This window comes from Streptomyces krungchingensis, from assembly GCF_054729265.1.
In genome coordinates this window covers 8,388,647-8,401,690 of record NZ_JBPUKY010000001.1, presented here as the reverse complement: position 1 = coordinate 8,401,690, position 13,044 = coordinate 8,388,647, and the positions used below count along the sequence as shown (strand labels likewise).

Genomic DNA, 13,044 nt, shown 5'->3' with positions numbered 1-13,044 from the left:
GCGCCGGGCCCGGCGCCCACCCGCCGCGGAGGCCCGGAGACAGGGGTCCCGTCGCGGCACCGCACACCTCAACACGTCCGCCGGAACGGCACGTCGGGCAGGTGCGCGCGCCACTGGTCCCGGGTCGGTCCGCCGCCCGCCCGCGCGCACACCACCGACGTGGCCTCGGCGGGCGCCAACTCGACCGTGCGCGCACCGAGATGCGGGGTCGCCACCCGCAACTCCCGGCTGTCCGAGGTGAATCCCAGCGCCAGGACGGGGCCGTCGCCGACGGGCAGCTCCGCCCCGCGCAACCGCGGTGACGCCGTCTCCCACACCCGCACCGAGCCGTCCGACGTGCTCGCGGCCAGCAGCGAGCCGTCCCAGGAGAACGCGAGGACGGGCGGATCGACGGTGGAGCCGGCGGCCGTCAGCACGGCGATCCGGTGCCGCCCGTCCCCGTCCCACAGGGTGAGCCGCCCCTGCTGGTCGGCGACCGCCACGAGACGGCCGTCGGCGCTGAAGGCCGCGGTACGGAGCAGATCCTCGCCGCCGAACCCCTTCCTGCACCCGCCCGAGGCCACGTCGATCAACACGCCTTCGGCGGTCAGGACGGTACGCCCGGAGGGGGCGATCGCTCTCGGGTCGTCGTCACCCGTGCGGACCGTGCGGGCGCCGGGGCGCGTGCCCTGCCGCACGACACGTATCCCGTCCCGGACGCCGACGGCGATGTGCACGCTGCCGTCCGCCGCGACGGCCCGCGCCGCATGGTCCTGCGCGGGGACGGCGGGCTCCCCGTGGGCGCCGAACGCCGCGTCGGCGGCCGGGCTCGTCCACCAGGCCGGACCGACGAGTCCGTGCAGACGCAGCGTGTGCACGACCCCGGCCCCGGACGAACCCTCTCGGTAGCGCAGGACACCCTCCCGCGGGTCGAGCCGGATGTCGGTGACGGCCGGGGTGCCGACGGGGAAGGTGATGAGCGGCTGCCGGGGACCGCCGTCGGCGGGTGCCGGTGCGTCCGTCCGCCACAGGGCCAGTGCGCCCGGGCTCCAGGTGAGGGCGTAGCCGCCGGTGGGGTCGAACTCCACCGCGTGGACGGCCGCACCGGGCGTCGGCAACAGGGGCCGGGCACGGCCGGCGCGGAAGTCCCAGGTGACGACGCCCTCATCGGTGCCGGCGGCCAGGGCGCGGTTGTCGGGTGTGAAGACCGGCTCGTCCGAGCCGCACAGCAGCCGCGCGGTCCGCGCGGGCACGTCCGTGGCGATCCTGTGCCGCTCGACGACGTCCCAGACGCGCAGTTCCGCGCCGTCGTGCGTGCACCGGGCGAGGAGGCGGCCGTCGCGGCTCAGTACCGGCAGCGGCCCGTCGGGGTCGCCGTCGCGGTGGCGGAAGAGGACCCGTTGCCGGCGGGCGTCCCACACCTCGACGGTGGCGCGACGGCCGCCGGTGTCCCGTTCCGGGCGTCGTACGACGAGGGTGCGGCCGTCGGGGCCGAACGCGGCGTCGGTGTCCGTCCAGTCCCCCGGTGCGACGCGGTGGACGGCATGGGTCGCGAGGTCCCTGACCACGGCGCCGCCACGGCGTTCGCGGTACACGATCCTGCGGCCGTCGGGGCTGACGTCGACGATCCCCCACGACAGTCCGGGCAGCGTCACGGCGCGGGTGCGCCGATGGGTACGGACGTCCCACTGAACGATCTGGTCCCGTACGACGGTCGTGAGCTGCCGGCCGTCCCTGCTCAGCCAGGAAGGGGCGTTGGTGGCACGGTCCCGCACGGGCTGGGTGAAGGCGTCCTGCTCGCTCTGGCCCGCAGCGGCGCGCAACGCCTCGCGGGTCTCGGGCAGATCGGCCGTGCGCCAGGCCGCGAGCGCCAGGCGCATCGCGGTACGCGGATCCGTGGGCCGCAGGGTGTCCGCGAAGGCGGCGACGCGGCGGGCCTCGGCCTCGTCCCGCTGCCGTTCGCTCACGCCGCTCTGCCGCCAGGCAAAGACGCCCGCGACGACGGCGAGGCAGAGGAGTACGGCGAGCCCGGCCGTCAGAGCCCGCAGCCGGCGCGCCGCACGGGCCGCGGCGCGGCGACCGTGCTCGTACGCCGCCACGCTCGCCGCCAGGAAGTCCCGCTCCAGTGTGCTCAACTCGCCCTGCCGCGTGCTGAATTCCTCTCGGGCCTCGGTCAGGCGTACACCCCGGTAGAGCGCGCCCCTCTCCCGGCCCAGCTCCCTCCAGACGCCTGCCGCCTCGGTGAGGCGGCGGTGCGTCCGCAGCCGTTCGCGGTCCTCGTCCAGCCAACCGTGCAAACGGGGCCAGGCGCTGATGAGGGCCTCGTGGGCGAGCTCGACGGTGTCGCCGTCCACGGTCAACAGGCGGGCAGCGACGAGTCGTTCGAGCAGCCGCCCGGTGGGCGCGGTGTCACCGAGTTCGTCGCGGCGCACCGGACGCCGGGTGTCCTCGGCGCCGTCGCCGGGGTGGACCAGGCGCAGCAGCAGCGCCCGGACCGCGACCGCCTCGGCGGGAGTGCAGCGCCCGTACACCTCTTCCGCGGTGTGCGCGACGGCGCCCTGGACCCCGCCGACGGACTCGTACGCCGCGAGGGTGAGGGTGCGTGCGCTGCGGCGCCGCCAGGTCTCCCGGAGGGCGTGGGCCATCAGCGGCAGGCCACCGGGTTCACCGGTCACGTCCGCCACGATCCGTGCGGTCAGGGCGCGTTCGACGACGACGCGCCGCGCCGCGGCGGGCCGCACGACCGCCTCGCGGAGCCGCTGCGGCGTCATCGGCCCGACGAGCAGCGTGGATTCGCGCAGCGCCTCGGCCAGCCTGCCGTGGTCGGCGCACCGCCCGTAGAAGTCGGCGCGCACCCCGATGATCACGCGCAGTCCGTTGTCCGGCTCCAGGGCCGTGAGCAACCGGTCGATGAAACGGGCGCGTTCACCGGAGTCGGCGCAGAGCGTGAAGACCTCCTCGAACTGGTCGACGACGAGCAGGGTGTCGCCCGGCGCGTCGTGCGGGACGAACAGCGCGTCCGGTGTCCGGTCGGGGTGCGCGCCCGGGGTGAGGATGCGGATGGCGGCGGGCACGAGGGAGGGACGCGGCAGTCCACGCCCACCGCCCGGCGGCACCCCTGGGCTGCCCGGTGCTCCTGCCTCTTCGCGTCCCGTGCCCGGCGACACGGCCGCCCCGGAGGTCTCCTGCCGCAGTGCCGGGATCAGGCCCGCCCTGAGGAGGGACGACTTGCCGCTGCCGGAGGCACCGACGATCGCCGAGAACCTGGCGCGGCCCGTGAGGGCCAGCAGTTCGGCGATCAGGTCGTCGCGGCCGTGGAAGCGGTCGTGGTCGGCGGGCTCGAAGCGGGCGAGTCCCGGATAGGGGCTGTCGGCGCCGTCCTGCCCGGGTGCGTCCGCCCGCTCGGCGGCGGCCTCGTGCCAGCGCTTCTCCCACTCGGCGGTGTCGCCGCCGCACGCGGTGACGTACGCGAGGAGCACGGCCAGCGTGGGCAGCCGTTCGCCCGACGCGGCGGCGGACAGGGTGGGCCCCGAGTAGCCGGCGCGGCGGGCCATCGCGCGGTAGGTCGGGGTCCCGGCGTCGGCACGGAGCTTGCGCAGCTCGTGGGCGAAGGCCGGCACCGTGCCGTCCGCCGGGTCCAGCGGCTTCTCCCGACGTCCCACCCGTTCCTCCCCCCGTTCGGTGCGGCCCGGGCCGCCCCGACGCTCCCACCTGGATTGATGGGTGCTGCGCGACGGGGCTGCCCATCAATGGTCCGGCGTCTGGACTCGGCGGTGTACGCCCTCGGGCCCCGTCAGCGGGGGCCGCGAGGTTCCGCCACGCACCGGAGCCGGTCATCGCCACCACACACACTTCCAGACCGCCGCACGCCCCCGAACGGTTGACGGCACCCGCGCCCCGCGCACCCCTCCCGGTGCTCGTTCCCACCGTCGTGTCCCTCGCCCTCGGGCTCTGGGGCGTACGGCGGGGCGGCACACTGTGGCGCGACGAGGCGGTCACCTACGACATGGCGCGGCGCGCCCTGCCGGACCTGTGGGCGACGCTCGCCGGTGCCGACGCCGTGCACGGCCTGTACTACCTGGTGATGCACGCGCTGTTCGCGGTGTGCGGCGGACTGGACCCGCTGCTGGTGCTGCGGCTTCCCTCGGTCCTCGCCACCGCGGCGGCGACGGGCGCGGTCGCCGCGCTCGGACGGCGCCTGGCCGGGCCGGGCACGGGGCTGCTGTCGGGAACCGTGTTCGCCCTGCTCCCGCAGGTCCAGCGGTACGCGCAGGAGGGGCGGTCCTACGCCCTGGTGTGCGCCCTGGTCGTCTGGGCGACCCTTCTGCTGGTGCGGGCCGTGGAGCGGCCGGGCCGCCGGGCCTGGGCGGGCTACGGAGCGGTGCTGCTCACGGCGTGCCTGCTGCACGAGTTCGCCGTGCTGGCGCTGGTGGGACACGCTCCGGTGGTGCCGCGCGCGGTCCGCCGCGGCTGGGCCGTGACCGGCACCGCGGTCCTGGCCGCGGTGGCGCCGCTCGCCGTGCTCAGCGCGGGGCAGTCGGCGCAGGTGGCCTGGATCGGACGGCCGGGCACCGGGGCGATCGCCGGCTTCGCGGGCACCGGCGTCCTGGCCCTGGCCTGTGCGCGGGCGCTCGGGCGCGGCGGCGCGCACCGCGCCCGGCTGCCCGTGCTCGCGCTGTCCCTCCTCGTGCTGCCCGCCCTGCTCCTGCTGCTGGTGTCCCTGGCCGAACCCCTGTACGTGGACCGGTACGTGCTCTACTGCCAGGCCGGCACCGCTCTCCTGGCCGGCGCCGCCCTGGACCGGCTCGTACGGGCCCGGCGGACCCGCGTGGTGGCGGCGGCCTGCGCGGGCGCCGCCGTGCTCGCGCTGCTTCCCGCGAGCCTGCAGCTGCGCACACCGCAGAGCCGCACCGACGACGTCACGGCGGTCGCCCGCGCTCTCGCGCAGGCCAGGACGGGCGGCGGCGGTGTGCTGTTCATGCCGGCCCGGCGCCGGGTGTGGTCCCTGCCGGATCCCGGTTCGGTGCGCGGGCTGCGCGACCTGGCCCTGGACCGGAATCCGGTCGCCTCGCACACCCTGTACGGCACGGAGGTGCCCGCGGAGGTGATCCGGGCGCGCATGCTGGCGGCGCCCCGCATCGTGGCCGTCCGCGACCCGGCGGGTCAGCCGCTCGACGCGGCCCCGGGCGAGGCCGTCAAGCGGCTGACCCTCGCGGAGCACTTCGTGGAGTGCGGCACACGACGGGTGCGGGGCGCGCGGATCACGGTGTTCGCCCGCCCTGGCCGGTGCCCGGGGCGTGTCTTTCGGACCAGGTCGGGTCAGCCCGCGGCGTCCGGTGCCGTGCATCGCAACGCCGAGGAGGGAGTCCATGCGGAGCATCGGCGACTGACGAGAACGCCGCGAGGCGCGGTGCCGGGCGTCGCGGGCCCGGCATGATCCGAACGACACGACCCAGTCTCGTGATCACGCGGGCTTGACGCCGACGTGGACGGTCATCGCCGTCAGCAGGAAGGCGTCGGGGCGGTGGTGCACGCTCGCCTTGTCGTCCGGGTCGACCAGCCGGTCGAGGGTGGCGACGTCGTCGGCGTCCAGGGCCTCGGCGAGGCCGTCGCGGCGCCGGGTGAGGGAGCTGACGACGAAGGCGCGCGCCTCGTCGGAGAGCGGGGCGGGCAGGTCGAGGAGGAATGTACGGGTCGCCGTGTGGCGCAGCCCGGCCGCGGTCAGCAGTGCGGGCCAGTCCTCCGGCTCGGTCACCGCGCCGGGCAGGTCGGCCCGCATCCTCGCGAACCACTCCTCCTGCGCCGCGTCGACCCGGGCCTGGAGACCGGGTCGGCCGATGCCGAAGTCGCGCGGCAGGAACCGGCTGGGCAGTCCGCCTTCGAGGAGGGCGAGCACGCCGCCGGGCGCGAGGCCTTCCGCGAACCCGGCGAGAGCGGCGCGCTGGTCGCCGACGTGGTGCAGCGACCTGCTGGCCCACACCAGGTCGGCCGGATAGTCCAGGAAGCCGAGCCCGTCGGCGAGTTCGGCCTCGACCGTGCTGAACCGGTCGGCGACGCCGAGCCGCTCGGCGCGGGCGCGGGCCTGCGCCAGCAGGGATCCGGCCACGTCCACGGCGACCACGCGCGCCGCCGGGAAGGCGTCGGCGAGGAGGCAGGAGATGACGCCGGGGCCGCTGCCCGCGTCCACGACCAGTTCGGCTCCGGGGCGTACCTCCCGCAGCCAGGCCGCGGCCTCGACGTAGGCCGGGGCGTACAACTCGGCCTCCTGCACGAGCAGCGGGAGCATGTCGGCGAAGTCCACATGGGTGTGGTCGTGCGGGGCGTGCCCGTGCGAGGTGTGGTCGTGCGAGGTGTGGTCGTGGTGCTGTGGCATGGTCGCGGGCCTCTCGTTCGGCATGCCGACAGCGTGCGCCTGCGCTCCCGGAAACGGCCAGCCGTATTGCTCGAACGGCAAAATCCCGGCCCGTCCGCCCGTCCGTCCTCCGTCCGACCGGGGCGTCCCCATGAGTGGCGGCGCGGTGCGGTGCCGCGTCGCCGAGGACCGCCGCGGTGGGTGCGCGATCCACCGGGGCCCGGCCGTTGCGGCCCGGCCCCGGCGGATCATCCGTTCGCCGGGACTACAGCGCCGGGTAGGCGTTCGCCATCAGTTGCTGGAACTGCGCGGAGAACCAGTGCCCGGACAGCGGGGCGTTCGGCAGGGCGCCGGACAGGTTGTTCCCGTTGCGGGCGTTGCCCGTGTACGTCGGGTCGCACATGCGGTCGAAGCCCTTGCCCTCGTCGTTCGAGATCGCCGAGCTGGAGCCGTCGGACTCACCCGGGGGCTTCATCCACACGTAGGCGTCGATGCCGGTCGCCGGGGCGGCCTGCGGACGCTCGCCGAGGCCGGCACCGGACTGGTTGCACCAGTTGCCGATGTGGATGCGGCGGTCGTAGCGTCCGCCGTCGACGTAGGTGTCCACGCTGGTCGTGGCGCCGGGACCGGTGGGCCGTGCGCTGCCGCCCCAGCCGTTCCTGGAGGTGTCGATCAGCATGCCGATGCCGGAGTTGAAGCCGACCGAGACGAGCTGGTTGCGGAAGGCCTGCGCGTAGGACAGCTCGTCGACGTAACGGTTCCAGTCGACCCACTTGGACTGGCGCACCGTGGTGCCGTTCACCGAGTCGTTGACGGTGAAGTTGTTCTCCTTGAGCGCGCTGTAGTTGGCGGTGTTGGTGATGAAGCCGTGCACGTCGTCGACGGTCGCGCCCTCACTGGTCGCCGCCTGCTTGAACAGGGTCGCGGACGGGCCGAAGTTGTCGTCCCAGCCGAGCCAGCCGTGGTGCCCGGCGTCGATGTAGTTGTAGACGTTGGGGATCGCGCCGAGCTTGGCCAGGGCGTAGCCGACGCCCTTCACGTAGTTGCCGTTGGCCTGCATGGTGTCGCACTGCGGGGTGGCAGTGGCGCGGCTGCCGGTGTTGGTGACGAGGTTGGGCAGCGAGTCGATCTCGATGGTGGTGACGATGCGCAGCGAGGCGTACTTGCTGTCCGAGAGGATCGCCGCGATCGGGTCGATGAACTGCGTCTTGTACTTGTCGATCTCCGTCGGGCCGAGTTCGCCGTTGGACGCGAGGGCCGCGCAGTCACGTCCGGGCAGGTCGTAGACGACGAGCTGGACGACCTCTTCGTTGCTGCCCTTCTGGGCGAGCGCCGCGTCGAGGTGGTTGCGCAGGCCCATGCTGCCGCCCGCGCCGTTGATGGCGGCGATCCGGTCGAGCCAGACACCCGTGGGCTGGTTGGAGATCCGGCTGCCGCCGGGTTCGGCCGCGGCCTTCGCGGACCACTCGGGATTCACGTACACCTTGGCGCCGGCGTACGGGTTGTCGACCCTGCCGGAGGGGTCCGGACCGGGGTCGGGGTCGCCGCCGCCACCGTCGTCGACGTTGCAGGTCACGCCGTCGAGCGTGAAGCTGGTCGGCAGGGCGTTGGTGCCGCTGTAGGAGGCGTTGAAGCCGAAGCTGACCGAACCGCCGCTCGCCAGAGTGCCGTTGTAGCTCTCGTTGGCGGCGGTGACGGCCGTGCCGCTCTGGGTGATCCTGGCGTTCCAGCCGGAGGTCACCTTCTGATTCCCGGCGTACGACCATTTCACCGACCAGGACGACTTGGCGGCCGAGTTGTTGGTGACGGTGACGGCGGTGGTGAAGCCGGTGTCCCACTGGTTCTGCACCTTGTAGTCCACGGTGCAGGGGACGGCGGCGATGCCGGGCTCGGGGGCGACGACGGCGGCCGCGGTGCCGGTCGTGGTCGCGCCGCCGAGGAGGACCAGGCTCGCCAGTAACGCTGTTCTGGTGCGACTCATGAGTGCGGGTGTCCTATCCGTTGACGTGTGTGTCTCATCCGTTGAGGGCGCGCAGGTGGTCGCGCAGCCCGATGCCGTACGAGGTGGGGGTTCCGTCGTAGTCGGAGATCAGGGAGGGGCCCGAGGAGCAGTCCCAGGTGTTCCAGGTCCAGCCGAGGTAGGAGAGGTTCCGGTCGTCGAACCACTTCATGACGGTGTCGACGAAGCCGTGGGAGCAGGTGTTCTCGCCGATCTCCCCGGCCACGAGCGGGACCTGGGCCGCCACCGGGGCGAGTGTCGAGTTCCAGCAGCTCTCGCTCGCACAGGTGTTGAAGTTGTAGACGTGGTAGGCGGCGACCAGATTGCCGGTGGGATCGGACGGCTTGTACGTGAGCCACTGGCTGAGGTCGTTGGAGTACGCGAGACCGCCGGCCAGGATGAGGTTCTTGGCGCCGGTGCCGCGGACGGCGTCGACCAGGTCCTGCATCCCGGCGACCTCGTAGGAGATGCCGGGGCAGGTGCCGCCGTCCCGCCAGCAGGTCCACGCCTGGGTGGTCGTGGACGTCGCGCGGTCCGGGTAGGGCTCGTTGAACAGGTCGAACGCGACGGCCGGGTCGTCCTTGAAGGTGCCGGCGACCGAGGCCCAGAACGACGGGGTGTACTGCGCGTCCGGCATCGGCTTCTGGCAGGTGGCGTGCACGTCGGAGCAGCCGGCGGAGTTGCCGGTGTACTGGCCGTAGCTCCAGTGCAGTTCGACGAGCGGGGTCATGCCGTGCGCCTCGACCTTGGCCACCAGGTCCTTGACGGCGGCGATGTAGTTGGCGCCGCCGTACTCGGGTTTGATGTTGGACAGGCCGAGCCAGCACTCCTCGTTCAGCGGGATGCGGACCGTGTTGGCCTTCCAGTCGGCGATCGCCTCGACGGCGGCGTCGTCGACCGGTCCGTCGAAGATGCCGTAGCCCTGGACGCACATGAACTCGCCGCCGGAGCGGTTGACTCCGAGCATCCGGCGGGTGGCGCCGCTTGCGTCCACGAGCTTGTTCCCGGACACGTGGAGCTTCGGCGCCTCGCCGGTGGGCGGCGGATCGGTGGGCGGCGGATCGGTGGGCGGTGGATCGGTGGGGGTCGGCTCGCCGTCCACATTGCACGCCGTGCCGTTGAGCTTGAATCCGGTCGGTGCCGTGTTGCTCCCGGACCACGAGGCCAGGAAGCCGGCGCTGACGCTCGCGCCGGAGGCCAGCGAGCCGTTCCAGCTCTCGTTGGCCGCCGTCACCGACGTGCCGGACTGGGACCACTTGGCGTTCCAGCCCTGGGTGACCTCCTGGCCCTGGGCGAAGTCGAAGGTGAGGCTCCAACTGCTTACCGAGGCCATGTTGTTGGTGATTTTCACGGAGCCCTGGAAACCGGCGTCCCACTGGTTGGTGACGGAGTACTCCACCGTGCACGCGGGAGTGGCTCCCGAGGCCGTGACCGTCGGCGCGATCGCCGTGCCCACGAGGGCGACGGCGGCGCCGACGAGTAAAAGTCCTGAACGCGGGGGGTGTCGCATGAGCGACTCCTTGCAGCTCGGGCGCGTCGTGACGGACGCGTCGACTGATGGAATCGCTCCCACTGGTGCGGATGAAGTTAGCGCCAAGTGTCCGCAAAGGACAGAGGTGTTGCGTTGTTGATCAATCGAATCATTTCGACTCACCGAGCACCTTGACCGCTCACAGCCCGCTCTCCACTATGGGAGCGCTCCCACTGGTTCAAGGCTTGTTGCTCCTCCCCCATTCTCCGAGCCGCAAGGAGGAACCAGCACATGCTCCCCAGACCGGGACGTCGCACGTCGCGACGTCTGTGGACCGCTGTCGTGGCGGCCCTGGCACTCCCCCTGACGACCTTGGCGACGGGTACAACTCCCGCACACGCAGCGGCAGTTCAGTGCAGCGTCGACTACAGGACCAATGACTGGGGCTCCGGATTCACCGCGGATCTGACGATCACCAACCGCGGCACGGACGCGATCGCCGGCTGGACCCTCAGCTACGCCTACACGGGCAACCAGACCCTCACCAACGGCTGGAACGGCACCTGGTCCCAGTCCGGCAGAACGGTCACGGTGAAGAACGCGGACTGGAACGGGACGATCGCCGCCGGGGCCGCCGTCACCACCGGCGGCCAGTTCACGTACAGCGGTACCAACACCGCCCCCACGTCCTTCACGGTCAACGGCACCACCTGCGCCGGCGCGCACCAGCCGCCGGTGACCGTGCTGACCAGTCCCACCGCGGGAGCCGTCTACTCCCAGGGCGACGCCGTGCCGCTGGCGGCGACCGCGGCCGCCGCCGACGGAGCGACGGTCAGCAAGGTCGAGTTCTACGACGACACCACGCTGCTCGGCACCGACACGAGCTCGCCGTACACGCTGTCGGCCAATGGCTTGACCGTGGGCAGTCATTCACTGATCGCGAAGGCGTACGACAGTCTCGGCGCGTCCGCCGACTCCACGCCGGTCGGCATCACCGTCGCCTCGGGTCCCGCCGTGGTGGCCTCGCCCTCCCAGCTCGGCGTCCAGCAGGGCAAAACGGGCACCTTCGACGTGAAGCTGTCCACCCAGCCGTCGGCGAACGTGACGGTCGCCGTGGCCCGGACGGACGGCAACACCGGCCTGTCGGTCACGGGCGGCTCCTCGCTCACCTTCACACCGTCGAACTGGAACACCGCGCAGAAGGTGACGATCACCGCCGACGCCTCCGGCACCGGCGCCGCCACCTTCACGGCCTCGGCCACCGGCCACACCAAGGCCACCGTCACCGTGACGGAACTGGCCGCCTCGAAGGCGTACGACGCGCGGTTCCTGGACCTCTACGGCAAGATCACCGACCCGGCGAACGGCTACTTCTCCCCCGAGGGCATCCCCTACCACTCGGTGGAGACGCTGATCGTCGAGGCGCCGGACCAGGGACACGAGACGACGTCGGAGGCGTACAGCTATCTGATCTGGCTGCAGGCCATGTACGGGAAGGTCACCGGCGACTGGTCCAAGTTCAACGCCGCGTGGCAGACCATGGAGACGTACATGATCCCCACGCACGCCGACCAGCCGACGAACTCCTTCTACAACGCCTCGAAGCCGGCGACGTACGCCCCTGAGCTGGACACCCCGAACGAGTACCCGGCCAAGCTCGACACCGGCGTCTCCGTGGGACCGGACCCGATCGCCTCCGAGCTGAAGAGCGCGTACGGCACGGACGACGTGTACGGCATGCACTGGCTCCAGGACGTCGACAACGTGTACGGCTACGGCGACGAGCCCGGCAAGTGCGAGGCGGGCCCGACCGCGACCGGCCCCTCCTACATCAACACCTTCCAGCGCGGCGCGCAGGAGTCGGTGTGGGAGACGGTGCCGCAGCCGACCTGTGACGCGTTCAAGTACGGCGGAACCAACGGGTATCTGGACCTGTTCACCGGCGACTCGTCGTACGCGAAGCAGTGGAAGTACACCGACGCGCCCGACGCCGACGCGCGCGCGGTGCAGGCCGCGTACTGGGCCGACGTGTGGGCCAAGGCGCAGGGCAAGGGCGGCGACGTGTCCAGCACCGTCGGCAAGGCCGCGAAGATGGGCGACTATCTGCGCTACGCCATGTACGACAAGTACTTCAAGAAGATCGGCAACTGTGTCGGCCCGTCGACGTGCGCGGCCGGTACCGGCAAGGACGCCTCGCACTACCTGCTGTCCTGGTACTACGCGTGGGGCGGCGCCACCGACACCTCCGCGGGATGGGCCTGGCGGATCGGCTCCAGCCACACGCACGGCGGCTACCAGAACCCGCTGGCGGCCTACGCGCTGAGCTCGAACGCCGACCTGAAGCCCAAGTCGGCCACCGGACAGGCGGACTGGGCCAAGTCGCTCGGCCGGCAGCTGGAGTTCTACCGCTGGCTCCAGTCGGACGAGGGCGCGATCGCGGGCGGCGCGACCAACAGCTGGGCGGGCCGCTACGCGACCCCGCCGGCCGGCACCCCGACCTTCTACGGCATGTACTACGACCAGCAACCGGTGTACCACGACCCGCCGTCCAACCAGTGGTTCGGCTTCCAGGCGTGGTCGATGGAGCGGGTCGCCGAGTACTACCAGCAGACGGGGAACGCGAGCGCCAAGGCGATCCTCGACAAGTGGGTCTCCTGGGCGCTGTCCAAGACGACCGTCAACCCGGACGGCACCTATCAGATCCCGTCCACCCTCCAGTGGTCCGGCGCCCCGGACACCTGGAACGCGTCGAGTCCCGGCGCCAACAGCGGACTTCACGTCACCGTCGCCGACTACACGAACGACGTCGGGGTGGCCGCCGCGTACGCCAAGACCCTGTCGTACTACGCCGCCAAGTCCGGCAACGCCCAGGCGAAGACGACGGCGAAGGCGCTCCTCGACGGCATGTGGAGCAACTACCAGGACGGTCTGGGCATAGCCGTCCCGGAGACACGCGCCGACTACAACCGCTTCGACGACGGCGTCTACGTCCCGAGCGGCTTCAGCGGCACGATGCCGAACGGCGACAAGATCAACTCTTCCTCGACCTTCGCCTCGCTCCGGTCCTTCTACAAGAACGACCCGGCCTGGTCGAAGATCGAGAGCTATCTGGCGGGCGGCGCCGCGCCCTCCTTCACGTACCACCGTTTCTGGGCCCAGGCGGACATCGCACTCGCCATGGGCTCGTACGCGGAGCTGCTCGAATAGTCCCCGCTGAGGCTCCGTGTACACGGCCCTGTCCCT

The 13,044-nt window shown here is 72.1% G+C and carries 6 protein-coding genes; 2 read left to right on the top strand and 4 right to left on the bottom strand.

All coding sequences use genetic code 11. The features are described from left to right. Positions 1 to 68: 68 nt before the first annotated feature. The gene (locus ACSYGO_RS36540; RefSeq protein ID WP_460389199.1) at positions 69 to 3,641 is read right to left on the bottom strand and encodes an nSTAND1 domain-containing NTPase; all 3,573 of its coding nucleotides are present in this window, start codon (positions 3,639 to 3,641) and stop codon (positions 69 to 71) included. 251 nt (positions 3,642 to 3,892) lie between these two features. On the opposite strand from ACSYGO_RS36540, the gene ACSYGO_RS36535 reads away from it, so the two are divergent. After that, positions 3,893 to 5,416, top strand: a complete 1,524-nt coding sequence (locus tag ACSYGO_RS36535; protein ID WP_460389197.1) for a glycosyltransferase family 39 protein — start codon at positions 3,893 to 3,895, stop codon at positions 5,414 to 5,416. Positions 5,417 to 5,443: 27 nt separating this feature from the next. Here the strand turns inward: ACSYGO_RS36535 and ACSYGO_RS36530 are convergent, their stop codons facing one another. The 3 genes from ACSYGO_RS36530 to ACSYGO_RS36520 form a co-directional block, all read right to left on the bottom strand. Next, positions 5,444 to 6,352, bottom strand: a complete 909-nt coding sequence (locus tag ACSYGO_RS36530; protein WP_460389805.1) for a class I SAM-dependent methyltransferase — start codon at positions 6,350 to 6,352, stop codon at positions 5,444 to 5,446. Positions 6,353 to 6,596: 244 nt separating this feature from the next. After that, the gene (locus ACSYGO_RS36525; RefSeq protein ID WP_460389196.1) at positions 6,597 to 8,312 is read right to left on the bottom strand and encodes a glycoside hydrolase family 6 protein; all 1,716 of its coding nucleotides are present in this window, start codon (positions 8,310 to 8,312) and stop codon (positions 6,597 to 6,599) included. Positions 8,313 to 8,346: 34 nt separating this feature from the next. Further along, on the bottom strand, positions 8,347 to 9,840 hold the full coding sequence (locus tag ACSYGO_RS36520; protein ID WP_460389194.1) for a cellulose binding domain-containing protein: 1,494 nt from the start codon (positions 9,838 to 9,840) through the stop codon (positions 8,347 to 8,349). Between the two features lie 252 nt (positions 9,841 to 10,092). On the opposite strand from ACSYGO_RS36520, the gene ACSYGO_RS36515 reads away from it, so the two are divergent. Next, a complete protein-coding gene (locus ACSYGO_RS36515; RefSeq protein WP_460389193.1) occupies positions 10,093 to 13,008 on the top strand; it encodes a glycoside hydrolase family 48 protein in 2,916 nt (971 codons plus the stop codon). Positions 13,009 to 13,044 lie beyond the last annotated feature (36 nt).

Bases quoted from the DNA above. Each gene is read 5' to 3' on its own strand.
- ACSYGO_RS36530 (WP_460389805.1), bottom strand. From the start codon at position 6,352: ATGCCACAGCACCACGACCACACCTCGCACGACCACACCTCGCACGGG.
- ACSYGO_RS36525 (WP_460389196.1), bottom strand. From the start codon at position 8,312: ATGAGTCGCACCAGAACAGCGTTACTGGCGAGCCTGGTCCTCCTCGGC.
- ACSYGO_RS36520 (WP_460389194.1), bottom strand. From the start codon at position 9,840: ATGCGACACCCCCCGCGTTCAGGACTTTTACTCGTCGGCGCCGCCGTC.
- ACSYGO_RS36515 (WP_460389193.1), top strand. From the start codon at position 10,093: ATGCTCCCCAGACCGGGACGTCGCACGTCGCGACGTCTGTGGACCGCT.